20 protein-coding genes are annotated in these 26,010 nt (G+C 34.8%); 9 read left to right on the top strand and 11 right to left on the bottom strand.

Translation table 11 applies throughout. The features are described 5' to 3' along the window. Positions 1–27: 27 nt before the first annotated feature. On the top strand, positions 28–1,815 hold the full coding sequence (gene recG / locus M947_RS18410) for an ATP-dependent DNA helicase RecG (protein ID WP_021287584.1): 1,788 nt from the start codon (positions 28–30) through the stop codon (positions 1,813–1,815). A 125-nt stretch (positions 1,816–1,940) separates the two neighbouring features. On the opposite strand, the gene hpf is transcribed toward recG, so the two are convergent. The 6 genes from hpf to fliW all read right to left on the bottom strand — a co-directional run bounded on the left by hpf (position 1,941) and on the right by fliW (position 8,782). Beyond that, the gene (hpf, locus tag M947_RS18405; RefSeq protein WP_021287583.1) at positions 1,941–2,474 is read right to left on the bottom strand and encodes a ribosome hibernation-promoting factor, HPF/YfiA family; all 534 of its coding nucleotides are present in this window, start codon (positions 2,472–2,474) and stop codon (positions 1,941–1,943) included. 54 nt (positions 2,475–2,528) lie between these two features. Further along, positions 2,529–2,981, bottom strand: coding sequence for a hypothetical protein (locus tag M947_RS18400; RefSeq protein ID WP_021287582.1), 453 nt, complete (start codon positions 2,979–2,981; stop codon positions 2,529–2,531). Then, positions 2,957–3,838, bottom strand: a complete 882-nt coding sequence (locus M947_RS18395) for a prepilin-type N-terminal cleavage/methylation domain-containing protein (RefSeq protein WP_021287581.1) — start codon at positions 3,836–3,838, stop codon at positions 2,957–2,959. The genes M947_RS18400 and M947_RS18395 overlap by 25 nt, the downstream gene beginning before the upstream one ends. Next, a complete protein-coding gene (locus tag M947_RS18390) occupies positions 3,838–4,461 on the bottom strand; it encodes a prepilin-type N-terminal cleavage/methylation domain-containing protein (RefSeq protein ID WP_021287580.1) in 624 nt (207 codons plus the stop codon). Before M947_RS18390 ends, M947_RS18395 begins: the two co-directional genes overlap by 1 nt. After that, a complete protein-coding gene (locus tag M947_RS18385; RefSeq protein WP_021287579.1) occupies positions 4,455–8,237 on the bottom strand; it encodes a hypothetical protein in 3,783 nt (1,260 codons plus the stop codon). Before M947_RS18385 ends, M947_RS18390 begins: the two co-directional genes overlap by 7 nt. Before the next feature lie 164 nt (positions 8,238–8,401). Next, a complete protein-coding gene (gene fliW, locus M947_RS18380) occupies positions 8,402–8,782 on the bottom strand; it encodes a flagellar assembly protein FliW (protein WP_021287578.1) in 381 nt (126 codons plus the stop codon). Between the two features lie 136 nt (positions 8,783–8,918). Here fliW and bamD point away from each other — a divergent pair, with 136 nt between their 5' ends. Further along, a complete protein-coding gene (bamD, locus tag M947_RS18375; protein WP_021287577.1) occupies positions 8,919–9,812 on the top strand; it encodes an outer membrane protein assembly factor BamD in 894 nt (297 codons plus the stop codon). A gap of 19 nt (positions 9,813–9,831) precedes the next feature. Beyond that, a complete protein-coding gene (lon, locus tag M947_RS18370; protein ID WP_021287576.1) occupies positions 9,832–12,258 on the top strand; it encodes an endopeptidase La in 2,427 nt (808 codons plus the stop codon). Between the two features lie 24 nt (positions 12,259–12,282). Here the strand turns inward: lon and M947_RS18365 are convergent, their stop codons facing one another. The 5 genes from M947_RS18365 to uvrC form a co-directional block, all read right to left on the bottom strand. Then, a complete protein-coding gene (locus M947_RS18365; RefSeq protein ID WP_021287575.1) occupies positions 12,283–12,660 on the bottom strand; it encodes a response regulator in 378 nt (125 codons plus the stop codon). An 11-nt stretch (positions 12,661–12,671) separates the two neighbouring features. Then, the gene (locus M947_RS18360) at positions 12,672–15,899 is read right to left on the bottom strand and encodes a hybrid sensor histidine kinase/response regulator (RefSeq protein WP_021287574.1); all 3,228 of its coding nucleotides are present in this window, start codon (positions 15,897–15,899) and stop codon (positions 12,672–12,674) included. Beyond that, positions 15,900–17,408: an Hpt domain-containing protein gene (locus M947_RS18355; RefSeq protein WP_021287573.1), complete on the bottom strand. Its 1,509-nt coding sequence runs from the start codon at positions 17,406–17,408 to the stop codon at positions 15,900–15,902. A 9-nt stretch (positions 17,409–17,417) separates the two neighbouring features. Beyond that, a complete protein-coding gene (locus M947_RS18350; protein ID WP_021287572.1) occupies positions 17,418–17,825 on the bottom strand; it encodes a PAS domain-containing protein in 408 nt (135 codons plus the stop codon). Between the two features lie 65 nt (positions 17,826–17,890). Beyond that, positions 17,891–19,693, bottom strand: coding sequence for an excinuclease ABC subunit UvrC (gene uvrC, locus M947_RS18345; protein WP_021287571.1), 1,803 nt, complete (start codon positions 19,691–19,693; stop codon positions 17,891–17,893). A gap of 136 nt (positions 19,694–19,829) precedes the next feature. On the opposite strand from uvrC, the gene M947_RS23510 reads away from it, so the two are divergent. From M947_RS23510 to M947_RS18320, 6 genes are all read left to right on the top strand, one after another. Then, a complete protein-coding gene (locus M947_RS23510; RefSeq protein WP_021287570.1) occupies positions 19,830–19,988 on the top strand; it encodes a hypothetical protein in 159 nt (52 codons plus the stop codon). After that, positions 19,988–21,436, top strand: coding sequence for an L-aspartate oxidase (locus M947_RS18340; RefSeq protein WP_031347988.1), 1,449 nt, complete (start codon positions 19,988–19,990; stop codon positions 21,434–21,436). Before M947_RS23510 ends, M947_RS18340 begins: the two co-directional genes overlap by 1 nt. Continuing rightward, positions 21,433–22,761, top strand: coding sequence for a sodium:proton antiporter NhaD (gene nhaD / locus M947_RS18335; protein WP_021287568.1), 1,329 nt, complete (start codon positions 21,433–21,435; stop codon positions 22,759–22,761). The genes M947_RS18340 and nhaD overlap by 4 nt, the downstream gene beginning before the upstream one ends. Before the next feature lie 113 nt (positions 22,762–22,874). Continuing rightward, entirely contained in the window at positions 22,875–24,425 is a 1,551-nt protein-coding gene (guaA, locus tag M947_RS18330; protein ID WP_021287567.1) for a glutamine-hydrolyzing GMP synthase, read from the top strand. Between the two features lie 161 nt (positions 24,426–24,586). Beyond that, entirely contained in the window at positions 24,587–25,225 is a 639-nt protein-coding gene (locus tag M947_RS18325; RefSeq protein ID WP_021287566.1) for a uroporphyrinogen-III synthase, read from the top strand. 69 nt (positions 25,226–25,294) lie between these two features. After that, positions 25,295–25,861, top strand: coding sequence for a YceI family protein (locus tag M947_RS18320; protein ID WP_021287565.1), 567 nt, complete (start codon positions 25,295–25,297; stop codon positions 25,859–25,861). Positions 25,862–26,010 lie beyond the last annotated feature (149 nt).

Below are 26,010 nucleotides of genomic sequence, written 5' to 3'. Positions count from 1 at the left end.
GTAGCATTAGGTACTTAAGGATATAAGATGAATCTCACAAAAGATATAGAAGTAAAGTTTAAAAAGCTCGGTGTCAACTCTTGGTGCGAACTCGCTTTAAATATTCCTCACTCTTATGAAGATTTAACACTACACTCTCAGATAGAGATAGCAAAACCACAACTTATAGATGCCACAGTTGAGTCAGTTTTTCGCTCTGCAAACTCCATCCAGATAACTTTTTTTGCACACAACTTTGGTCACACAATAGGCGGTGTTTTATTTCGTCCAAAACCATATATGCTACATCAGTTTAAAGTAGGAGAAAGAGACTACTTTTATGGAGTTATAAACTGTAATGCTGGACTTTGCAGTATGGCAATGCCAAGAAAAACTGCAAATATTGGTGCCATAACTCCAAAGTATAAATCAGCCTTAAGAAGTGATGTGATGCTTCGCCTCATTCAAAATAACCTCACATTAGAGACTCTTGTAAATGAGGGCTTAAAAGAAGCAATCGCAAAAGAAATTTTATCTTTGCACTTTCCTAAAACCCTTTTAAACCTAAAAGAGCTAGATATAAAAACTCTAGATGCACTAAAGTATTTAGAACTTTTTTGCTATATGAAGAGACTCTCTAAAAAGAGAAGATACTTTAAGCCTTTAGTGAGTGTAGAGTCTGAGTTTAAGTCGTGGGCTTCAACGCTTCCCTTTACTCTAACAAATGAGCAGACACAAACAATAGAAGATATTCAAAAAGACTTTGCAAAAGATGTAGCTTCAAAGCGAATGATAGTTGGAGATGTTGGAAGTGGTAAGACTATGGTTATCCTTGCATCTGCTTTTATGATGTTACCTCATCGCTCAATTTTGATGGCACCAACTACTATTTTGGCAAACCAACTCTATGAAGAAGCACAAAAATATCTTCCAAAGGTAAAGTCTACTTTAGTTACAAACAAATCTAAAAAACTAGATTTATCTAAGTATGATTTTATCATAGGAACCCATGCCCTACTACACAGAGAACTCCCAGATGCTGCTTTAGTTATGGTTGATGAACAACATCGTTTTGGAACTGCTCAAAGAAACTTGCTAGAGAAAGTCATAAGCGAGGGAGAGTTAAAACCTCATTTTTTACAATTTAGCGCTACCCCCATTCCTAGAACTCAAGCCATGATAGAGACAGCTCACATAGATGTAAGTCTCATCACAACTACTCCATTTACAAAAAATATCTCAAGCAGAGTTATACATAAGAGTGACTTTAAAGAGTTACTTGCCCATATAAAAGAGGAGATAAGCAAAAACAATCAAGTGCTCTTAGTCTATCCTCTAGTTGAGCAAAGTGAGGTTTTAGAGTATCAAAGTATAGAAGAAGCAAGAGGCTATTGGGAGAAAAATTTCAAAAATGTCTATGTAACCCATGGCAAAGACAAACAAAAAGAGGAAGTTTTACTAGACTTTAGAGCCAGAGGCGACATCCTTATAGCTACAACTGTTGTAGAGGTTGGCATCTCTCTTCCACGACTAAGCACTGTGGTTATTGTTGGTGCTGAGAGATTGGGGCTTTCAACTCTGCATCAGCTAAGAGGAAGAGTGAGTAGAACTGGACTTCAAGGTTATTGCTATCTCTATACGAACCAAAAGAGCTCTGATAGATTAGAGAGATTTGTAGAGACTACTAGTGGTTTTGATATTGCAAATCTTGATTTGAAGTTTAGAAAAGGTGGAGATTTGCTAAAGGGTGCAACTCAGAGTGGAAGTCAGTTTAAGTGGATTGATTTGGCAGAAGATGAAGAGATAGTTAAGTGTGTAAAAGAGGATTTAAAATAAAACTTCGGAAGCGATGCTTTTAGGAATGCTAACCAATGGCATTATCCACGATGAGCTTCGCCCTGTGTGGCTTTAAAAGCCTATCTGCGAGGTTAAAACCTCGCTTCCAAGCAGATGAAAAGGGCTTAATACAAGCCGAATTTACCGTCATTTCTTTTATATAGAACACGAGTTTTATCTTCATTGTCTAAAAATATTTCAAACATTTTACCACTGTCTTTTAGGTCGTTTAAAACATCTTCAACTTCACGAGGTTTGTAGAGGTCTAATTCTACTGGAATAATCTCATCTTCATTAGCTACTGCTTGAGCCTTTACATCTACATTCTCTGATTTCATTTCGTTAATGCCAGTCTGACGATGAGTCACCTCTTTGTCGTGGATACGACGAAGAGCTTTTTGTGCTCTTGCTATTGCGAGGTCAACAGCAGCGTAGAGATCACCATCGCTTTGTTTGATAACAACAGAGTTTTTGTGTGCAAGATTTATAACAAACTCAACTACAGAGTGTTCTTTACCCTTTTTGGTTTGGGTAGATACTACAACGTTTACAGCGATAATATCCATCTTGTACTTAGACAATGTCTCAATAGAAGTGTTTATATGAGCTTTGATAGGCTCAGTTAGTTCTAAATGTCTTCCCGTAAGAGAAATATTCATTTATAGTCCTTTAAAAATTAATTTTGGAATTATAGCATTAAAACTTTATTATACCTATAATTTTTGAATGCTTCTTCTGAAATAACGGATGGGTTCAGTTCCCTCATTGGTTGTTACTGTTATATCCATTAGTACTGAGCCGTTTTGTTCGTCTGTCTGTATGGTTGTAAAATAATCATTGTCTCCACCACAAGTAAGCCCTTTATAAACATATTTTAGAGTAACATTAATATCATATATTCCATCTAAAGTGTATGGCGCAATCGTTGTACATGAGCCATTTTGCGCAATCTCTAAAAGTGCCAACTCTGCTGCACTCTTGGAATACAAAACAGCTTGTTCATAGAGATAAATATCAGTTGTTCTTTTAGCAGTTTGTGTAGTTAAAGATAGAGAGAGAGCCATAATAGTTGAGATGATAACTATTACAATAATGGCCATCATCATAGCAAAACCAGAACGATACTGTACTTTTTTTCTATTTAAAATATAGTTTTTTCTTTGCATATAGAGTAACCTCCATCTGTAATATTACCATCTACACATACTTGTATCTTAACAACAGAGCCGATGGCTTTAAATCTAAATGTGCTTACATTTTGCATAATCAACGCTCTTTTAGTATTGGCACCAATATAACTCTCTCCTTGCCATGGCTGATAGTCATAATGCAGGGTTAAGTTACCATCAGCTGAGTGAACCACAGCATAAGCTGTCCAGGCTAGTTGATAGTACTCATATACATCAATCCCCACAAAATCGTTAGCATTTCCATTATCTCCACGAACAGGAACAAACTCATCAATACTACCAGCTCTAATGGGATGCATTACAGAATTTTGATCTGTTATAGCTCCACCCCAACCATATCCATTTATATCACTATCAGAGCCTACGAAATACAAAGCCGCATCATTAATAGTAGAATCATTATAAGAGAGTGATTCAATCTGTGCATTTAGTGCTGTTGTGTTTGTCTCTGGAGACTTCAAAAGAGTAGCTGTTGAAGCATTTAAGTCTATAATACCGCTCCATAGTGGCCATTTGTTACCACGAAAACCCTCTATATCACTCGCTACCCACTCTAAAACTCTAGCGTTATCTCCATAAGTAGAGCTTGGGAGTGCTTGAAAGTTTAGAGCATTTTCTCTGGCAATTATAGAGTCTTTAATGCGATACTGTAACCTTGAAGCGATAGTCTCTACTGCCGCAGCGCTTTGGGATTGTAGGGCATTGTTGGTTTTTGAGAGTATAAAATTATTATAAGCTTGTGCTAAAAACTCTACACCAAACTTAGCCAAAATTCCCATTATCACTATCACAAAGATGAGTTCTATCATTGTAAATGCAAAACGATTTTTCACTAAAAGGTCCTCTTATAGTAGTCTATTTCGCCGATGTTAGCACTCTGCATTCTAAGTCTAGTTACTAAGTTTCCAGCCGTATCTGTTACATTGATTTCAATAAATTTAATATTGTCTGCTTGTACGATATCTAGAGAGCTATTATAATCGTTTTTATATCCACTTGTTTGCGGATTAGGGTTAAGAAATATTGGCTTACTTATATGCTCAGCATTATTTAGATTTGGATAGGTGTTGCTTAAAGTATTTGCTGGAGAAACAACTGTAATTAAATCATCTACACATCTTCTATGCAGAGGCTGGGCTATATGTCCAGGTCTAAGCCTGTTTGTTGGACTACTGCTATTGTTTTCGCAAGTAGAGCCAATGTCGATAACTCTTGAGAGATTACTTACAGCATTATCAGCCATGGAGTTTGCATCCCAGTACCCCGCAGACGCACCCATAAGTTCAGCAGAAGCTGCAAAGATAGCTTCTTGAACCATACTATCTTCCATGCTTTTATTGTTGACTTGAATCATCATCGGCAGAGAGACGACAGATATAGAAATAATTACAATAGCAAAAATTAATTCTATTAGTGTAAAAGCTCCTCTATTTGGTTGCTTTGTTCTCTTTACCACATGCTTCTCCTATTCGTATTGGTCGCATTATGATCATTTGTAGTTGTGTCTGTTTCATGCTTACCACTCCACTCGCTACTTGCTTTGGAAAATTCTACAGGGAATTGATTCGTTGTAGCACCTGCATCATGTTCATTATGTATTAACCAGCTTGAAGCATTATTTTCCATTGTTGTTTTGTATGGATAACCTTGGTCTTCAGTATAGGTCATATCAACTGTAGTAACTGAATTTATACCTGTTTGCCCTGTAGGATTAACTCTTCCTAAAGCATTTTTTTCTACAACATTACCTATAACACCGTGATTAGTATCATGTTGTGAATTTACAAACCATCTTAGATCATTTGTGTTTCTGGAGTTTAAACCATTTGGAAGAAGTAATTTATCGCAACTTACACCATTTGCATCTGTACCAAAACAATAGGCTTCAAAGTATATTAAAGCACTACCACTATTATCTGTATATCTCTGTCTTGGTGCGTGAGTGCGGCCATATATAAATGTGGCTTTATTTGCTGCTGTATTTGTACCAGTAATATCTTTTGTGGTACCTGAAGCACTATATTGTGAGATAGCAGTTAAGTTGGTGTCTCCCCCTTCTATAACAAATGGATTTATGGTTTTATTTACTTCTCTATTAAAATTAAAAGATAGGTTTGAATCATTGCTTAAAATATTTTTGACACCATTGACAAAATCAAGATTTAGTCCTAAATCAAGTTCATTTTTATTTGGAGTCATTCCTATCACTGTAGGTAGTGTTATACTGACATTCACAGGATTTTCCCAAGAATCTTTGTCGAAATTTTGTGTTGTAGCGTTTAGTGCATTTTGCGCAGTAAGAACAACAGAATAAGGAGCTGATATATTAAGATCATCAGATATATATGTAAATGTAGAGCCACTATTATTGTGCAACTCCACTCCACTTAAAGCAAAATGACTCGGTATAAAAGTAGCATTTATATCTCCGCAAACCCAAGCACCTTGTGAATCACAACTCTCTATGGTATCTCCATTGTCTATATCATACTTTGCCCATGTTTTATCTATCATCTTAATGTTTACCCTTCCAACATCTGTAAAGTTTATACCAACGACATTATTAGCACTTCCATCTACTATGTTAAAGGAAGTGCTTGTATAGTTAAGTGACCCATTTAGCACTGCTGTTCCATCGCTTCCATCTGGCATATATAGTATTTTTTTCAAAGCTATAGAGCTACTATCCACATTTGCAACATTGTACTCACTACTTGGCATATTATTTCCATACTGAGCAGCAATAAGAGAGAAATTATAGTTTTTAGCAGAGGTTAAAAGTTCTATGTGCTCACCTGCAGGAGCACTAAGCTCAAACCTATCTGGACGGATAGCAAATCCATCTATCGAACAAGCAAATTTAGGGTCATTGGCAGTGCCATAGTTGACTCTAAATAGAGCTGATTTTGTAGCTTTTATGTAGTTAAATTGCTCTACTACATAACTCCCGTTAAATGTTATATCTTTAGTAGCAGAGATAGGCACAGCATTTTCACATTTTGCTTGCTTGCAAATTTCACTATTTCCACAAGAACCATCATAAGGATTTTCTATAAGAGAGACACTGACATTTCCTGTAAAAGGTTTCAGGGCAGTTCCATTCTCATTTAAAGATAATATTTTTACATTAAAGGGTCTATTTACTACTTGTGTGTTTAAGTATGTTTCTGGGCTAGATGGATCATTAAAAGAACCATTTCCTCCATTTTCATTTACAACGTTAAACTTTCCTAACACTCCACCTATGGCTAAAGCAGTGTCAATATCAGCACAAACACCAATATTGATGGGTGATTCGTCTCCAAAACGAACACCGAGTTGAGGGTTTTCATAAGATACTTTATATATATTATTAATATGTATATCACCCTCTTGAAGAAGTTTTACTTGAAACTCTACAAATGCTTTATTATCATTTGAAGCGGTGATATTAGGAGTGAGTTCTCCACCATTTGTTGAGTTTGCACCAGTTCCGACTCTCCATTTTGTTGTATTTGTATCAAATAAGAAATCAGCTATGTCATCTTTTATAGCATCTGTTTTATTTGAAAAGTCAAGTTCATATACATTTTTTATTTTTATGGTATTAGGAATATATTCAAAATTTTCATTATCTAACTCTACAGTAATTTCAACTTTATCTGCAGTTTCAAGATTTACATCTAATGAATCTTTCTTCATATTGGATATCCATGTATGCACGGTAATTGTATCGCCAACCTTAATATCTTCTACTATAGGATCTCCTAGCTCGTTAAAAAACTCTTGCTTATAACACACTCTAGGCTCATATAGCTCAGTTGAAAATATTGCCAAACTTGGATAGTAATGATCACCAGTTGATGAAAACTTAATCCTAGCATTATAATCACTGTTTTTTATCAAATTTAGGCCGTTTGTTCCTACGTCAAAAGTTTGAATATCGATACCTTGATTATTAGAATAGCTAGGGTTTCTAACTATATCACTTGTTATATGTGAATAAAAAGCGTTACCTTTGTTGCCTATTTGTGTATCGTTTAAGTAAAGCTTATCTCCAACAATATTTTTGTCTCCCTCCCCTGCAAAGATTGAGACTCTAGATACAATATTGCCACTTGTTGGAGTAATAAAGCCATCTATGTTTATAGCAATATCATTAAAACCTGTTTCATCTTTTATAATTCTATATCCATCAAAAACGGATATATTTTTCAAACTAATATTATCACTTTCATATATCACCACTAAAGTCCAAGCACCGTAGTTACCTAGCCCACTATCCTCTTTACCCTCATATGCTTTAACATTCGCCACTGTGACCATTCCATTTATAGCAGAGCCTTCTAAACCAACAAGTTCTGGAATATCACTATAGGTAGAATATGTATATCCATTACTTCCACTCCTTGGATATAAATCTATCTGTTTTGGAATAGAACTTATTGTCCCAGAGATGCTCGGTACAGTAATTTTCATAGGGTCTTTTAAGATAGCCACTGTCTGACTTTGATTTTTATTTAAAATATGCCCTTGGGCATATATGGCTGCCCATTTAACCTTAGCAGATGGAGGAATGCTTAACTTAGCTTGGGATGAGTTGTTAAATGTATTGTTTGTGTTATCAACATCTATAAATTTTAAATCTAAATTATGGTTTGCTGAACTCTTTGTATAGTCATAACAAGAACCATCTTTTTTAACACATAAGACAGTATTTCCTATAACTTGATAATCACCAAGAATATTCCTACTATTTGCAGGATTTCTTAAGGTGAAATTTCTTTGGCTTGTTGTAATAGTTCCATCATCAATGCTTATATTTAAGTTATATGTCATTGTTGTTGCGTATCTTCTTTCAATACGGATATGAATTGTTGTTCCAGCAGTTACTGAAAACGCAGGAGCAATTTTTGTGTTACTGTTAGTAATATCACTATAGTAATTAGAGCCTTCACAACTAGAGCCCACGATGATAGAATTGTTAGTTTTGTTAGTAGTTAGTGATATATTTACATTCCCGGAAATGCCAGCTGTAAACTTATAATAATCATATGTATCACTATTTTTTTGTACGGATCCACTTTCTGCATGAGATACAGATATAGTTTTGTTATGTAGTTCAGAGATTATTTCTTCTTTAGCACAACTATTATTTGGCTCTATATCTGCGTAAAGAAGTGTTACTAGAAAAAATAGTAAAATTGGAAAAATTTTTTTAAAAAGACCTAATAATGGACTTAAAACCTTCATAACGGACTCCTAGAATATAAATTTTACACAAAACTATTAACTAATGCATAATTTTAAATCGTTAGGATTTATTATACTATAACTTTTAAAAAATAAAGATTAACATTTTTTATGCTCTAAACTATAGGCTTAGAATCCTGAGAATTTAAGTAAAATGGGAATGATTATTTCTTTAAAAATGAGGATATTTTCTCAGCCACTCCGTATTTAGTCGATTCTCCTAAGATGATCTGTGCTACTTTTTTGTTATCTGTGTTAAAGATAAGTGGTCCTATGAAGTTTACTACTGAACTCTCTATTGGGGTTTGAATGAGGACGATATTTAAGATAAGAAGATTTGAGTTTTTGTCAATTTCAAGCTTTTCTTTAACGCCACGTGGCACTTCAAAGTCATACTCTCTAAGAACAAAAGGATCTATAAGAGTAAAAGAAATTCTCTCATCTTCGCATGAAGTCATCTTCATAAAAACATCATCAATCTTCTCTAGCTCAACCTCTTTGACATTTTCAAAACCCAAAAAAGGCACACATATATTAAATTTCATAAAAAACCCTCTGTAAAATTGTATATCATTATAGCACTTTAAGCATAAAACGTGCCAAGGTTATAAGAAAGATTAAACCTATGTTATATATCTTTTAGATAGAATATCAACTTATTTATTTATAGGATATTATTTGATGAAACTAAAACATACTTTTCTTTTTATGGCATTTGCCTCTATACTTTTTTTAGGTGGATGCTCTAAAGAGCTAGAAGAGTACAATAAACCTGCTATATATTGGTATGGAAAGATTGTAAAATACATCTCTCAAGGAGACTTAGAGAGAGCTGACAACTACTATAGTTCACTTCAAGGCGAGCATATCGGTTCGCCTCTTCTTCCTGAAGCTACAATGATTTTAGCCATAGCTCATATGCACTATGAAGAGTATCTACTTAGTGAGCATTTTTTAAATGAGTATATAAAGAGGTATGCAACTATAAATGAGAAAGAAGATGCAGAGTTTTTAAAGATAAAAGCAAAATACTTGGCTCTTCCAAATCCAAGAAGAGACCAAGCTCTCATTGAAGATGCGATAAAAGAGGCTAAAAAGTTTAAACTACGCTATCCAAACTCTATGTATTACGCCCTTGTAAATACGATGCAGACTCGTCTTTTGATGGCTGAAGCTGCTCTAAATGAGACCATTGCAGACCTATATGAGAGACTTGACAAACCAAAGGGAGCCGAGTATTATAGAGCCTTAAAACCTCAACCTTGGGTGAATTGGGATGAGATAGACAGAGCACAGGCTCCATGGTATCGTGCGTGGTTTGAGGGAGATGGAACCCAGAGTTGGTATGGTTTTATGGTCCCTGACACCAAGAGCGTTGTGTCAAGAAACTCTGTTGTTGATGATAAACAGCAAGCTACTAAAGAACCAGTAAAGCAAGAAAAATCACAAGAGAAAAAAAAGAGCCTAAGTCAATATCAAAAAGATGAACTTCAAAAGGCACAAAATTTAAGAGACAAAGGCATCATAAGTGAAGATGAGTTTGAGTCTCTAAGAGAAAAAATATTAAAACTTTAATAAAGACATAGGAAATAATATGAAACTAAGCAACTATGGAGAATTTCCAGCAGATATACCAGTTATAGCAGAAGATGAACTTTTTTTATACCCTTTTATGATATCACCACTTTTTTTAAGCGATGAAAACAACATAGATGCAGCAACCCTTGCTATGGAAGATAGCTCTTTAGTTATCGTGTGCCCTACAAAGCCCGGCGAAGAGGGTAAAAGGGACTTTAGCTCACTTTATAGTGCTGGGGTTGTTGGCTCTATTATGAGAAAAGTAGCTCTCCCTGATGGTAGAGTAAAAGTTCTGTTTCAAGGTTTAGCTCGTGCACAAATGCTCTACGAAGTACAAGCATCTCCTCTTATAGCAAAAGTAGATGTATTAGAAGCTACAAATATAAGCTCACTAAAGATAGATGCCATTCTTGAAATTGTTCGAGAAAAAGTAAGAACACTTGCAGGTGTAAGTAACTATTTTCCACCAGATCTACTTAGAACCATAGAAGAAAATCACGACCACAACAGAATAATAGATTTGATTTGCAGTACAGTTAAGCTAAAAAAAGAGCAGGCTTATAAACTCTTTGTTGAGATAGATACAGAGAAGAGGTTTTTACTCCTAATAGACTACCTTATAGAAGAGATAGAGGCAAATAAGCTCCAAAAAGAGATAAGAAGCAAAGTTCACACCCATATAGAAAAAGTAAACAAAGAGTACTTTTTAAAAGAGCAGTTAAAGCAGATTCAAAAAGAGTTAGGGACTGATACTGCAAGGGATGAAGAGATAGAAGAGTATCGCAAAAAACTTGAAGCCAAAAAGGACAAGATGAGCGAAGACTCTTATAAAGAAGTCTCAAAGCAGATAGATAGATTTTCAAGAATGCACCCTGACTCTTCTGATGCTTCTATGACTCAAACGTATTTGGACTGGACTCTTGATATTCCTTTTGGGGAGTTTGCAAAAAAAGCTCTTAAGATAAAAGATGTAGAGGACCAGCTAGATAAAGATCACTTCTCGCTTGAAAAACCAAAAAAGAGAATAATTGAATACTTTGCAGTAAAAGAACTCTTAGAACTAAGGGGAGCATCAAGCGATAGTGCAGGTGCAATTCTTTGTTTTTCTGGACCTCCTGGTGTTGGTAAAACATCTTTAGCAAACTCCATAGCTGTAGCTCTTAAGCGTCCACTTGTAAGGATTGCACTAGGCGGGCTTGAAGATGTAAATGAGCTTAGGGGCCATAGAAGAACCTATGTAGGAGCGATGCCAGGACGTATAACTCAAGGGCTTATAGATGCTAAGAAGATGAACCCTGTTGTTGTTTTAGATGAGATAGACAAAGTATCAAGATCTCAAAGAGGCGATCCAACTGCTGCACTTTTAGAGATACTAGATCCTGAACAAAACAAAGAGTTTAGAGATTACTATCTTAACTTTGATATAGATTTAAGCAAGGTTATTTTTATAGCTACTGCAAATGATTTGGCTCGCATACCAGCACCTCTAAGAGATAGAATGGAGTTTATAAGCATAAGCTCATACACTCCTCAAGAGAAGCTTGAAATTGCAACAAGATACTTAATACCACAAGAGCTTAAAAAACACGGGCTTAAAAAGAGTGAGGTAAATATCTCAAAACCAGCTCTAAAAGAGATAATACATAGCTATACAAGAGAAGCAGGAGTAAGAAACCTTCGCCGCCGTCTAGCTGACATCTCAAGAAAAGTGGCTCTAGAGATGCTACAAGACTCTAACATCAACAGAGTCTCTGTAACTGTAAAAAATCTTAAAAAGTTTTTTGACAAAAGTGTTTTTGAGATTGAAAAAACAACGAAAATCCCTGTAGTTGGTGTTGTAAATGGACTTGCTTGGACAGCAGTTGGTGGAGATATCTTAAAAATAGAGAGCATTAAGATAAAAGGCAAAGGCAACTTACAGCTAACAGGTAGCTTAGGCGAAGTTATGAAAGAGAGTGCAAGGATTGCTCTGAGTGTAGTTAAAACACTTATAGATGATAAAAAACTAAAAATAAACTTAGAAAAAATTCCTCTAACTTTTAAGGAAAAAGAGGACAAGATTGTGATAGATGCAAGTGAGATATACAAACGCTATGATCTACATATCCATGTCCCAGATGGTGCTACTCCAAAAGATGGTCCTAGTGCTGGGATAGCTTTAGTTAGCGCTATTGCATCGATACTAAGCGATCAAAAAGTTCGTTCAGAAATTGCTATGACTGGAGAGGTCTCACTTAGTGGAGATGTACTTGCTATAGGAGGACTAAAAGAGAAGCTTATCGCTGCGCACAAAGCTGCTATAACTAAAGTTCTTATCCCAGCTAAAAACTATGAAAGAGACTTAGAAGATATTCCACAAGAAGTAAGAGACTCTTTAGAGATTGTTGGAGTTAGTAGGATTGAAGAGGTTTTAAAAGAGATTTTAATTAAAGAGGAGTCTTAAGAAGACTCCTCTTTATTGGTAACATCATATTAACACGGCTGATATTTTTTTGATAAGGTCGTTATTTCGAATAGGTTTCATTAAAAAATCATTTGCTCCGCACTCTAAAGCTTCACTTTTTTTCGTCTCATCAGTTGTTAAGACAATAATTGGCAGTTGATTAAGATTATCATCTGCACGAACAACTTTTAACATCTCTATGCCACCCATAACTGGCATAATAATATCTAAGAGTATTAGGTTGATATCATCTCTTGATTTTAAAGTATCTATTGCCTCAGCACCATTTCTAACCTCAACAACCTCTTTTACACTTCCGCTTTTCATTAGCATTGATTTGAGTAGTTTGAGATTTATCAAATCATCATCTACTATCAACACTACTAAGTCTTGTTCTGGCATACACTATATCCTTAAATAAATTTTTCTAAAACAAGACGCAAGAGGTCTTTGTTTACTAAATTTTTGATCAACTCATCAACATATCTACTATCATCTGACTCATCTCTTTGTGATGGATCATTAATAAGTACTAAGTATGTTGCAAGATCTCTCTCTTTACTCAGTGCTTTTGTATCGATAGAGAGTTTTTCTAGATTTAAATCATCTAACTCTTTATCAAAAAGTATCACTCTGTAACTGTTGGCATCTGCTAATTCTTGAAGTTTACTGTAAGAGTCTACGCTCTCATATGTATAACCTAGCGAATTTAGAAGCTGAGCATATAGTTTTGCTTCAAAAGGACTTTTTTTAGCCAATAATATATCAGCCTTATATTGTGCTTTGATTTCATCGATTTGAATAAAACTTTCATCCTCTTTAACATCTTCTATAGTATTTGTATCTTGATTTTGTTCTTTATACCCAGTTACAATTTTTTCATCATGGTCTTCTTCGCTATCTTCATCTATACCTACTATTTTATCCGCTAAAAATTGGGTTAATAGATTAACTATCTCAGAGCGAACTAGAGGCTTAGTTGTATACTCATCAAGTCCAGCTTCTAAGAATCTCTCTCTATCTCCCTTTAGAGCATTTGCGGTTAGTGCTAAAATTGGTATATGAGGTTTACCAAAATCTTCTTCATAGTTTAGTATCTCAGCTGTAGCTTCAACCCCATCTAAGATTGGCATCTGTATATCCATAAAAATAATATCAAAATCTCCATCTTTTCTTTTAGAAAAAGCTTCAAGACCATTGTTTGCTAAAGTCACGCTCAATCCTAAATCCTCAAGAGTCCTTTTGATAAGTTTTTGATTTATAATGTTATCCTCTGCAACTAAAGCTTTTGCTTTAAATTTTGTAGCATCAGGATCAAACTCTTTTGGTTTTTCTTCTTTAACCTTGCTCGCACTAAAATTTTTGTTTGAGTAGTTTTCTAGTGTAGCTTTAATCTTAGAAATATTTAAAGGTTCATAGATAGTTTTAAATATATCTATATGTAGAGAGTCTATTTTTTTCATATAGTAAGATTTAGTTAAAAGCACTAGAGCCTGAGCAAGTTCAGAATAACGAGGTAACTCATCGTCCTGAGTATAAGCATAATCAACAAATACTAAGTCATAATCAGAGGATTTACTAAGAGCTAATAACTCATCAAACTTCGTAAAACTTGCATAGTTTACACCATAAAATTCTAAATACTCTTTAAGATACTTCCCTTGAGTTTTTGTTTTATGAGTATCGTCGAGCAAAAGTGCATTAATGTTTGAAAATTTTCCTCTTAAGCTAACGCTTAATGGCTCCGCTTCTTCAAAATCAATAGTAAAGAAAAAGGTTGTTCCTGAGCCAACTTCGCTATGAATGTCAAGATGACCGCCCATAAGTTCAATAAATCTACTTGAGATTGTAAGCCCTAATCCTGTACCACCATACTTACGAGTAATCGAGGTGTCAGCTTGTGAAAATGCTTCAAAAATTCTTGATTTTTGTTCACTAGTTACACCAATACCGTTATCTTGAACTTCAAATTTAACTCTTGTTACACCCTCTACATTGCTCTCTTGCTTTCTAATATTAACATTTATAAAACCTCCGCTACTAGTGAACTTAATTGCATTTGAGAGAAGGTTTATAATAACCTCTTTTAGTTTTGTTGGATCTCCATTTAAAGGTTGTTCAAGAGAAGGGTCTATAAAACAACCCAAATCTATATGTTTTTCACTTGCACGAACACCATAAACTTCAACCGCACTCTCAAACTCAACAATAGGGTCAAAAGCTATATCTTCAATTTCAAGCTTATTGCTCTCAATTTTTGATAAGTCTAGGATGTTGTTGATAATTTGCAGAAGATTTTCAGATGATTTTTCTATGATTTCTACAAACTCACTCTGCTCTTCTTCTAAGCCTGTATCTTTTAAAAGCTCTGTAAAGCCAACTATTCCGTTTAGAGGTGTACGAATCTCGTGCGACATATTAGCCAAGAACATAGACTTAGCTTCACTCGCTTCTTGCGCTGCTTCTTTATCTCTTTTTGTCTGCTCAATTATTCTCTCAAGTAGATCATACGCTTGAGCTGTACCATCTGCAGTTTGTAAGTTTATCTCCGCTGTATCTCTTTGATCACCTGTATCATCTGCGACTCTTTTAAGAACCTCTTCTAGATTTTTAATATTTCTAGTAATCTCTTCTGAGAGGAAGTAACCAAGTGTCGCTAAGATAAGTGTAATCACCCATATTGTTAGGACAATTACAAGAAGCCAAAGAGACTCTTCTTGGACCTTTAAGGCTCTCTCAACCATCTGAGTTAAAAGTAAATCTTCTGCACTTGTAATTATGTTGATTTTTTCAGAGTGCATTGTAAACCAAATACCTGAGCTTATATCATAGTTTCCTTTTTGACTATCAGATATGATGGCGGTTCTTTCTGTATTTATATCTTCAAAGAGTTCAACTGCATCTTCATTTTCAAAGAGAGCGCTTAGTTCCTTTAAGAGTTTTTTATTACGAAGTGATTTGTAGGCCATAGAGTCTGCTTTACCGATAATGGATATCCAGATATTTAAGTCTCTCTCTTTGAGTTTTTCTGAACGAGAGATGATATATGACATATACCCTCTCTCTATCCCACTATGCTCTTTTGCATTAACCATTGACATATAGACTGAATAAAGTTCATTTATATCTTTGTCTATTTGATACTCCGTGATCTGTTTTAACTCAGCGATAAGTACTTTTTGAGCCTTTGCATAAATATTTGTAAAAACATCATTAAAAGTTATTTTATTGTTATCTACAAGATTCCTTGCTGTTTGAATCTGCCCTAAAGTTCCTTGTATAGTTTTAGTGCTTTGGCAGGTAGGACAGTTATCTTCTCCATCTGAGTGTTTATGTGACTTATTTTGGATCTGGTTAAAGTAATCTTTAAATTTTTCATCTACTATTTTTCTCTGCTCGTTTAAAGATTGCAAGATATTTTGCGATGGATTTCCAAGATACATCGCAGTCATACCTCTCTCTCGTGCTATATTGCCAATTATCTCGTTTAAGTACCTATTTTCAATAATCTTATCATGAAGATTTTTTGCACTGCTATAATCTTTATATGAGTTATACAGGTAGTAACTCGTTAAGAAAAAAAGAATCGTTATAGGAAATAAACTGATTAGTTTAAGTCTGTTTTTTAAACCTAATTGCATTTAATCCTCCATACTTGATATAAGATGCAGTTTTGTCTTTATATCTGCTATATTTTGCTCTATCGTATTTTTATCTTCTGTTTTTACTATAGAGTCTAGCTCTTTATCAAAACTATCTATTCTCATAGTCTCACACATTCTTTTGAGCTTAATAGAGCTACTTTTAGATGTTTCAAAATCACTACGCTCTATAGCTTTTTGTATCTGCAGAGCGTACTCTTTTGCTTCACGAATAAAATCATCAAAAAGTTCATTAAAGTCTTGAACATCTATCCCTATCTCATTAGCAGCCTTAACTCTATCATAATAAACTTGAGTATCTTTTTGAATCTCTATTTTTTCTTGTTCTTGTTGAGTTTCTTTAGCCTCTTTAAAAATATCTTCATCCAACTCAAGACTTATAAAGTCATCGTCTGCTAATTCTGGCATCTCTATTTTTTTAGGAATATCTGAGTCTTTGATAATCTTTTCATCTTTAAAGCTTAAAATCATCTCATCTTCACTATCTTCATCAGCTTCTCTTTGCAAGTTTTCTTGTGTTGGCATCTTCTCTTTTGAGTATTTTTTCTTGTCTAGTTTATCTACCATTTCATAGAACATATTTAAATTTTGTTCGATCTCTAAGAGATCCTCAGAGCTATTTACTGTAGTTAAAACCTCAAAAGCATCTTCTATACGAAGATTTGCGGCTACTCCTTTTAATTTATGAGAGAGTATCTTTACATTATCTATATTTTGATCACTTAGTGAGTTATACAAGTCTACTTTGAAGTCATTTGCTTGAGCTATAAAGTCTTGAACAAACTCCTCTATAAGTTCTAGTGGGAGTCCAAGTTCATCACTTGCTAATTGTGGGTCGTAAACATAATCACTTCCAACTTCTAAAACTTGACCATAAAGTGGAGCTAGAGGCTTCTTTTTTATCTCTTTTGGAACTTGTCTGTTTTCATATTCTAAATCTGGCGGCTCTTCTTCATAAACATCTTTTATTGGATCTTCAAATGTATCAAAATCATCTATAGATATAGTACCATCTACCTCAAACTCATCCTGCTTTGCCTTAATATACTCTTTTTTAATCTCTTTTTGCTCTTGTTGTTCTTCTTCATCTGATGGAGCAATAGGCTTAACAGCTGGCTTTTGTTCTATACCTTTTTTTGCCAACTCTTGTTCTGTTTGACTCAAAACTCTAAGATTCACAAGATTTACAGCATATCCCATATTACTAGGATCATCTTTTAAGTAGATTCCTCTAATATCTAAGTTGCATCTAAAATTTTTACCATTTACATTGATGATGACTTTTGATTCTTGATTTGATTCTGCACATGTAACAAAATCTATCCAATGTACATGTTTAAAGTTGTGAATATAGCCAGGCGTTTTTACAAATAGGTCTGCAAAATCTTCTGCTTCTTTTATTAGCTCAGACAAGGTAGAAAAACCTAAAGTTTTGAGGTTGGACTCATCAATCCCTACAAACTCTTTTTGGTGGTTATATATTAGCATTCATATCCCTTAACTTTCAAGCATTTTTTCATAAAGTTCTTCTGCCTCTTGAATATTTTTTCTTGAAGCAACTCTTTTAGCACTCATATAGCCTTTTACTCTATTATTTTCATCATATATTGGCATTATCTCTGTTTCAGTCCAATAATAATGTCCATCTTTACGAATATTTTTTACTATCGCATTCCATGTTTGAGAGTCCCTTAAGGCTTGCCACATCTTTGTAAATATCGCTTCTGGCATATCAGGATGCCTAGTTATGGAGTGATTTTTTTCAACAAGCTCATTAAGCCCATAAGCAGAGACTTCACAAAATTTTCTGTTTGCAAAAGTTATGATACCTTCTAGGTCCATTTCACATATCATCACACTCCCCTCAGGAGTATACTCTTTATCAACTGGCACTACTCTATTCATTGACTCAGCCTTTGTTATATAAATATTATAAGCACAAATATATCATAATAGATAAAAAACTTCACTTAGAAGTAAATGTTTTTAATTATTCTTGCATCTTTTTCGTTTAAAATTAATCTTATTTCATCAAAACTTGTGCCCTTTAGAGCCTCATATGTACCAAAGTGATTTAAAAGTTTTACAACTTTTGCTTGTGATATTCCCTTTAAATTTAAGAGTTTACTCTCTTTATCAAGCTTAACTTTTGTTTTTTTGTGAAAGTTTATGGCACTTCTATGTGCTTCATCTCTTAGATTTTGTACCCATTGGAGTCTTTTATCTGAATGTTTTAGCTTAAAGACCTCATCTTTTGTATGAACAATATCAGCAGCCTTTCCTTTAGCTCTATGAGACTTTGTATCTATCTTCTCTTTTGAAATGGCTATAACATCTATAAAAACTCCAGCGCTCTCAACTATCTCTAAGGCTAGCTTTAAAAGAGTTGAGCCTCCATCTATTATCCACAAATCTGGCGGAGAGTTTTTGTAAAAACTCTCTACTCTTCTTGTTAGAGTCTCTCGCATCTGAGCATATTCATCTTTTGCCACAAGGTGGTAAGTTCTATAGCTCTTTTTATCATATGCCCCATCTTCATAAACTACCATAGCCCCAACAGTAGCGACTCCGGACATATGAGAGTTATCAAAAGCTTCTACTCTGTTTGGGAGTCTTTGCAGGTCAAACAACTCTTTTATATCAAAAAGTATCTTTTTATCATTGGTATTTTTATCTTTTTTTAGAAGCTCGTTAGCATTTAAGATAGCAAGCTCAATAAGCTGCTTTCTCTTACCCTGTTTTGGTTTTTTTATAGATGCTTTTTTTTCAAACACACGACTCAAATGCTCCTCCATCAGCTCTAAGCCCTCAAACTCAGATGCTACTAAGATGGGAGCGATGATAGGTGGTTTTTCATCTTTGTAGAAGTTTATGAGAACTCTTTGGTAGAGCTCATCTTCATCAAAACCTTCATTTAGCGCGATAAAATCATGCGTAGATGAGATAATTTTGCCATCTCTCATAAAGAGTCTTACTACAACAGCTCTTGAGTCTGAGTGCGAAATAGCGAAGATATCATAGTTCTCATTTGTAGCAAAATCTATCTCACTCCTAATCTCAGAGCGAGTAATCTTCTCTATCCTCTCACGAAGTTCTAGCGCTTCTTCAAACCTAAGATTCTCAGAGTAAAAGAGCATTCTCTCTTGCAGTTTTTTAACTAGGAGTTTTTTATTTTTTATAAGCTCATAGGCTAAATCTACCTCTTTTTTGTAAAGAGCCTCAGATACATCAAGTTCACATGGTCCTAAACACTTATCTATCTGATGGTAAAGACAGAGTTTTTTAGACTTTAGTGAACCCTTTTTTTGCACAAGCTTACACATCTCATAGATAGAGTCTAAAATATCTCTAGCTCCCACAGAGTAAGGACCAAAATAGACTATATCTCTATCTTTTATGATTTTTCTAGTTATCTCAAATCTTGGATATTTTTGCGAGGTGTCTATATATATGTAAGGATATGTTTTATCATCGCGAAGTAAGATATTGTACTTAGGGTTTAGTTGCTTAATAAGTGAGTTTTCAAGTATGAGTGCGTCATGTTCTGAATTTACTAAGATATAGTTCATGCTCTTTGTTTGCTCTATCATTTTTGTGATTCTAACAGAGAGTTTAGGATTTGCTCTTAGAGTTGGCATAAAGCTAAAGTAACTCTTTACTCTTTTTTGCAGACTCTTTGCTTTTCCTACATATAAAAGATTTCCACTCTTATCAAAATACTCGTATATACCAGCAGAATCGGGGAGTTGTTTTATCGTCTCATGAAGTGTCATTTTCTTTTATATCCGTTACAGTTATCTTAGTAGATTATTTAGCATAGGCCAAGTTAAAGGCCTTTTAATATTTACTATATTATTATCAAGTTCTTGTTTAGTTTCAAGATTTTTAGCCAAAAATTAAGGAAAATTATTGAGAAAAAACCTAAAAACTATCTTTTATTTTTTAATTATATCAAGCTTTACATTAAGTCTAAATGGTTGTGGATATAAAAAGGGTCCATACCACCTAGAAGAGACACCGCAAGGCGATGAAAATGTTGAGTTTATCATAAAAGAGCCAAGTAAATGATGCAGTATGATGTCATAATCATAGGAGCTGGGGTGGCTGGACTCTACGCTGCTTCACTACTACCAAAAGAGAAAAAAGTACTTATCATAAATAAAAGAGAGACTTTTAAATGTAACAGTTTTTATGCACAAGGTGGCATCGCCCTTGCAAAAGATAGAGATGATATCCCACTTCACATTAAAGATACACAAGAAGCTGGAGCTGGGCTTTGTGATGAGGAGGCTGTAAAGATATTAAGCCATAATTCAAGAAGTGTGATAGATGACCTTATTGCCCGTGGATTTGAGTTTGACTGTGATGAAGCTGGAAATTTACTCTATACAAAAGAAGCCGCACACTCCACAAGCAGAATTATCCACGCAGGTGGAGATGCAACAGGCAGATATGTTCACTACTTTTTACTAAAAAACAACCAACACTCTATGCTAAGTGATGCTAGAGTTGTAGATCTACTTATAAAAGATGGCGAGTGTTATGGCGTAACTGTTCTTGATAACAGACAAAGCACAAATATCTATGCAAAAGATATCATTATAGCTAGTGGCGGAGTTGGTTCACTCTTTGAATATCACACAAACGCACCATGCATTAGTGCAGATATGCAAGGTTTGTGTCTTATGAAAGACATAAAACTTGAACATATGGAGATGATGCAGTTTCATCCTACTGTTTTTGTAAATAGTGACAATGCTCAAAAACTTCTTCTCACAGAGGCTCTAAGAGGAGAAGGCGCTACTATAGAAGATGAAAATGGCAAAAGATTTCTTTACGAGTATGATGAGAGAGGTGAATTAGCATCTCGTGACATTGTAAGCAAATCCATCTATGACTACACTAAAAAAACAGGTCTCAAAACATATCTAAATCTTAAAAATTTTGACTATCACTACTTTGTACAAAGATTTCCAAATATCTATAAAAATCTAAGAGATATAGGCTTTAATGTACCAGATCAAAGAGTTCCTATATCACCAGCTTTTCACTACGCTATAGGTGGCATCAAGACTGATTTAAAAGCTAGAATCCCAAATGTTAAGAGACTTTACGCTATTGGCGAAGTGGCATCTGTTAGAGTTCATGGTGCTAATAGACTTGCATCTAACTCTCTTTTGGAGGGTCTTGTTTTTGCAAAAGAGGCGGTAAATGATATACTCTCAAACACAAAACCAAAAAAGACACTAGAGTTTGAGGTAAGCGATGAGATTATGAGCCTCAAAGAAGACAAGTCAAAAAAGAATGAATTACGCCAAATAATGTGGCAAAATGTCTCTATAGTGAGAACAAAAAGTGGCTTAAATGACGCATTAGATAGAATTAATGCTCTTTTAAAAGAAAATATTGGTAAACTTTTGAAGTTTCGATTACTTACAGCAAAAGAGATAGTCCTCTCTGCATTAGCTAGAGAAAAATCTATTGGTGTACACACAATTTCACAGGAGAAAGAATGACAAGAGTAGAAGATAGCGTTCAAGCAATCGACCTCGCCGTTGAGCCATTTGGTTGGCTATTACTAGTAATTTTTATAATAGGTTACTATTTTATAGCTGCAGAAGAAAAGTACCACATAAACAAGGCTAAGCCAGCACTATTTACAGGAACATTTATGTTTATGTTGCTTGGTGGCTATTATGCGGCAAATGGCTTAGATTTTTCAGCATTTGACGTGGAAATAGCTCATCTTATACTAGAGATAGCAGAGATTTTCTTCTTCTTATTTGTTGCTATGACATTTATTGAAGCACTCATTGAAAGAAATGTTTTTGATGCGCTAAAAGAGAGACTCTTAAGTAGTGGTTATGACTATAAAAAACTTTTTTGGATAACAGGTTTTATAGCATTTTTCTTATCCCCAGTTGCTGATAACTTAACAACGGCACTTATTCTTTCTACTGTGCTTATCACTATAGAGAAAAATAACAAAGTATTCTTAGTGCCTGGCGCTATAAATATAGTCGTAGCTGCAAATGCTGGCGGTGCTTGGTCTCCATTTGGTGATATTACAACACTTATGGCTTGGTCTGCGGGAAAAGGTGCCTTTACTGACTTTTTATTCTTGTTTCCTGCTTCTATTGTTGGTTGGCTTATTACTGCATATCTGCTGTCTCGTTTTATCCCTGAGGGCGCACCTGCTAAGATAGAAAATACAGAACCGGTTAAGATCCATCGTGGTGGTAAGGTTATCATCTTTTTAGGAATCTTTACCATTGCTTCAGCGGTTATTGGTAAACAAGTAATGCACTTGCCTCCGATGTGGGGAATGTTATTTGGTCTCTCAATCCTTAAGCTTTATGCTTATTCACTTAAAAGGTACCATAATAGCGATATACAGATATACAAATCTGTCTCAAAAGTTGAAAACGATACGCTTCTCTTTTTCTTTGGTATATTAGCAGCTGTTGGAGCGTTGCACTTTGCAGGCTTTCTTGCTCATGCTGTAAACTTATACACTATATTTAGTCCAACTGTTGTAAATATTGGTGTAGGTTTTTTATCTGCTATTGTGGACAATGTTCCTGTTATGTCAGCAGTTCTAAAAGCAAATCCAGCACTTGGATTGGATCAGTGGATGCTAGTTACTCTAACTGCTGGTGTTGGTGGTAGTATGATTAGTTTTGGTTCAGCTGCTGGTGTTGGTGTTATGGGTAAACTAAAAGGTGTTTATACTTTTGGTGCACACATGAGAATGTCTTGGACAATCGTGATAGGCTACTTTGCATCTATAGCAATTTGGTATGTCCAGTATGAAATGTTAGGGCTTTATATAAAACCTTAATCTCTTTGCCTTTGACGTTAAACTGCACCTCACTTGGGTGTAGTTTCTTTTAAACTTTTTTATAGTATCCTTTCGTAATTATTTTACACCACATTCTTTTAAAGGTCTCCCACATGACAAATGTTAGCATCATTGTTTTAGATTTTGGCTCTCAATACACACAACTTATAGCTCGTCGTTTGCGTGAAGACAAGATATATTGTGAGATTCTTCCATATCACGCAAGTATAGAAGATATCAAAGCAAAAAATCCAAAAGGTATCATCTTAAGTGGTGGTCCCTCTTCTGTTTATAGCCCAAACGCTTATGAAGTTGATAAGGCTATTTATAAACTCGGCTTACCGATCCTTGGTATCTGTTATGGTATGCAAAGAATCGCAGTCGATTTTGGCGGAAGCGTTATTCGCTCTGACCATCATGAATATGGTAAGTCTGAACTTCATATCATAGATGTAGGCGAGAACTGCTCGCCTCTTTTAAAAGATTGTGATGATAACGCTATAGTTTGGATGAGTCATAGTGACAAAGTAGATAGACTTCCTGAAGGTTTTACACCGATTGCTACATCCGCAAATTCTCCATATGCAGCTATTGCAGATGAGAGTAGAAAAATCTACGCTCTACAGTACCACCCAGAAGTTCAACACACCGAAGAAGGTTACTTGATGCTTAGAAACTTTGCAAAAAATATTTGTTTAGTTGATGAAAAGTGGAAGATGGAACACTTCTTAAAAGAGCAAATCAAACTCATAAGAGAAAAGGTAGGTACTGGTAAAGTTCTTTGTGGACTTAGCGGTGGGGTTGATAGCTCAGTGGTTGCTGCTATGCTTTATGAGGCTATTGGTGACCAACTTATTCCTGTTTTTGTTGACAACGGTCTTTTGCGAAAAGGTGAGAGAGAACAAGTTGAGCAAGTCTTTAAACTAAACTTAAAAGCACCACTAGTCACAGTAGATGCAGTAGATAACTTTTTAGGTAAACTAGCAGGCGTATCTGATCCTGAACAAAAAAGGAAAATCATTGGCCACACCTTTATAGAAGAGTTCGAACGTGAGGCTAAAAAGCACGATGGCATTAAGTTTTTAGCTCAAGGTACACTCTATCCAGATGTTATAGAGTCCATCTCAGTAAATGGTCCATCAGAGGTTATAAAGTCTCATCATAATGTTGGTGGATTACCTGATTGGATGGATTTTGAACTCATAGAGCCTCTTCGTGAACTTTTTAAGGATGAAGTGCGAAAAATCGGACTTGAACTCGGACTTCCAGAGTCTATGATAAACCGCCATCCATTTCCTGGACCGGGACTTGCCATTAGAATAATGGGAGATGTAAATGTTCCTGATCTGACTATCCTACGCGAGGCTGATGTTATTTTACTAGATGAACTAAAAGCAAGCGGATACTATGCTAAAACATGGCAAGCTTTTGCAGTACTTTTAAATGTAAAATCAGTTGGAGTAATGGGCGATAACCGTACCTATGATAACACTATCTGCGTAAGAGTTGTTGAGGCAGTTGATGGCATGACAGCAACCTTTGCTCATCTTCCACATGATCTATTAGAGAGAATAAGTAGAAGAATTATCAACGAAGTTGATGGTATAAACCGTGTTGTTTATGATATAAGCTCAAAGCCACCAGCAACAATAGAGTGGGAATAAAATTAAGAAAAATTTCAATGCACTTTGAAATGATTAAGGTTCCAGCATAGATTACCTATGCTTACACCTTAAAACATTCCAAATTACACTAAACTTTTTATAATTTAGGTTTTTAATAGTTTTAGTTATATTTTTAAGATTTAAAAACTTTAGGAGACTCTATGTCAAAACAAATTTATCTCTTTGCCACTTCAAAACATCCAGATGCTATAAGTGCTCAGTCTCTACAGGTTCGCCTCTTAAAGCCTGAGATAGATTTTAGTAGTTATGACCATCTTATTATCACATCTAAGCAGACTATAAAGGCTCTTAAGCAGTACAACAAAGAGGATTTTATAGATATTTCTGCACTTTGTGTTTCTAAAAAAACTGCAAATTCTTACAAAGATTTTGGTGGTAAGGTTTTAGATTTTGGAGATGGCTATGGAGACAATCTTGTTAAATTTATAGAAAAAAAGCCTAAAGATACAAAGTGGCTCTACCTAAGAGCACAGACGATTGCATCTGACTTTGTCGCAAGATGCAAGGCTGATGGATACTCGATAGATGAAGAGATCTTATATGTAAGTGAGTGTGCAAAAGAAGCTCTTGAAGTAGAAGTTCTTAAAAACTCAATACTTATCTTTACATCTCCATCCTCAATAGAGTGCTTTTTAAAAACTCACACTATAGATGCTAATGCTAAGATTATCGTCATAGGAACAACAACTGCAAAGGCTCTTCCAAAGGGTATAAGTTATGAAATTTCCCAAAACACTTCTATAGATAGTTGCATGGAGCTAGCACTCTCATTAAGATAATATATTTTAGTTATATCTCTTTAAGTTGTGCGATGATAAACTACTTCAAATTAATCTCAAGGATGTAAAATGAAATTCACTAAGTTACTCGTTATAGGTTCACTATTTGTGTCGTCTCTATTTGCGGCATCATACAATGTTGACAAGGCTCATACAAATATAGGGTTTAAAGTAAAGCATATGATGATCTCAAATGTTAAAGGCTCATTTAGTGATTTTAAGGGCACATTTAAGTATGATGAAAAAAATAAAAAATTAACAGCTCTTAATGGTGAAATTCAAGTTGCTTCAATAGACACAGCAAACGAGAAAAGAGACAAACACCTAAGAGAAGAAGAGATATTTGATGTTCCAAAATATCCGACTATTACATTTAAGATGACAAAGATGGATGGAGATGATGTTTATGGAGATTTTACTCTAAAAGGTGTAACAAAAAACATCAAACTAGAGTTTGAAAATGGTGGAACTATCACTGATCCATGGGGCAATGAAAGAGCTGGTTTTTCACTAGAAGGCAAAATCAAAAGAGCTGATTTTGGTCTAACTTATAACTCTGTTTTAGAAGCTGGTGGTTTTGCTATTGGTGAAGATGTTAAGTTAGAGATTGAGATAGAGGGTATAAAAGTTAAGTAAGTCCTAGGAAAAAGGATTTTATTAAATAAAATCAAGAAATCTTTTAGTATAATAAACTTCTAGTCTGAGTAGTTCGAGATATCGTAAATATGAGGGTTCTACATTTTCAACTAGTGAACAAGTAGGGTTTTTGTGTGTGGCGTCATCAT

This window comes from Sulfurimonas hongkongensis (assembly GCF_000445475.1).
Lineage (GTDB): Bacteria > Campylobacterota > Campylobacteria > Campylobacterales > Sulfurimonadaceae > Sulfurimonas > Sulfurimonas hongkongensis.
The sequence above is the reverse complement of the archived record's forward strand: the minus strand, read 5'-3'. Positions and strand labels throughout refer to the sequence as shown.

What these genes read in the sequence shown, in the direction of transcription:
- M947_RS18355 (WP_021287573.1), bottom strand. Translation starts at nt 17,408, where the DNA reads ATGCTAATATATAACCACCAAAAAGAGTTTGTAGGGATTGATGAGTCC.
- fliW (WP_021287578.1), bottom strand. Translation starts at nt 8,782, where the DNA reads ATGAAATTTAATATATGTGTGCCTTTTTTGGGTTTTGAAAATGTCAAA.
- lon (WP_021287576.1), top strand. Translation starts at nt 9,832, where the DNA reads ATGAAACTAAGCAACTATGGAGAATTTCCAGCAGATATACCAGTTATA.
- uvrC (WP_021287571.1), bottom strand. Translation starts at nt 19,693, where the DNA reads ATGACACTTCATGAGACGATAAAACAACTCCCCGATTCTGCTGGTATA.
- bamD (WP_021287577.1), top strand. Translation starts at nt 8,919, where the DNA reads ATGAAACTAAAACATACTTTTCTTTTTATGGCATTTGCCTCTATACTT.
- M947_RS18350 (WP_021287572.1), bottom strand. Translation starts at nt 17,825, where the DNA reads ATGAATAGAGTAGTGCCAGTTGATAAAGAGTATACTCCTGAGGGGAGT.
- M947_RS18385 (WP_021287579.1), bottom strand. Translation starts at nt 8,237, where the DNA reads ATGAAGGTTTTAAGTCCATTATTAGGTCTTTTTAAAAAAATTTTTCCA.
- nhaD (WP_021287568.1), top strand. Translation starts at nt 21,433, where the DNA reads ATGACAAGAGTAGAAGATAGCGTTCAAGCAATCGACCTCGCCGTTGAG.
- M947_RS18400 (WP_021287582.1), bottom strand. Translation starts at nt 2,981, where the DNA reads ATGCAAAGAAAAAACTATATTTTAAATAGAAAAAAAGTACAGTATCGT.
- M947_RS18320 (WP_021287565.1), top strand. Translation starts at nt 25,295, where the DNA reads ATGAAATTCACTAAGTTACTCGTTATAGGTTCACTATTTGTGTCGTCT.
- M947_RS18360 (WP_021287574.1), bottom strand. Translation starts at nt 15,899, where the DNA reads ATGCAATTAGGTTTAAAAAACAGACTTAAACTAATCAGTTTATTTCCT.
- recG (WP_021287584.1), top strand. Translation starts at nt 28, where the DNA reads ATGAATCTCACAAAAGATATAGAAGTAAAGTTTAAAAAGCTCGGTGTC.
- M947_RS18365 (WP_021287575.1), bottom strand. Translation starts at nt 12,660, where the DNA reads ATGCCAGAACAAGACTTAGTAGTGTTGATAGTAGATGATGATTTGATA.
- guaA (WP_021287567.1), top strand. Translation starts at nt 22,875, where the DNA reads ATGACAAATGTTAGCATCATTGTTTTAGATTTTGGCTCTCAATACACA.
- M947_RS18325 (WP_021287566.1), top strand. Translation starts at nt 24,587, where the DNA reads ATGTCAAAACAAATTTATCTCTTTGCCACTTCAAAACATCCAGATGCT.
- M947_RS18340 (WP_031347988.1), top strand. Translation starts at nt 19,988, where the DNA reads ATGCAGTATGATGTCATAATCATAGGAGCTGGGGTGGCTGGACTCTAC.
- hpf (WP_021287583.1), bottom strand. Translation starts at nt 2,474, where the DNA reads ATGAATATTTCTCTTACGGGAAGACATTTAGAACTAACTGAGCCTATC.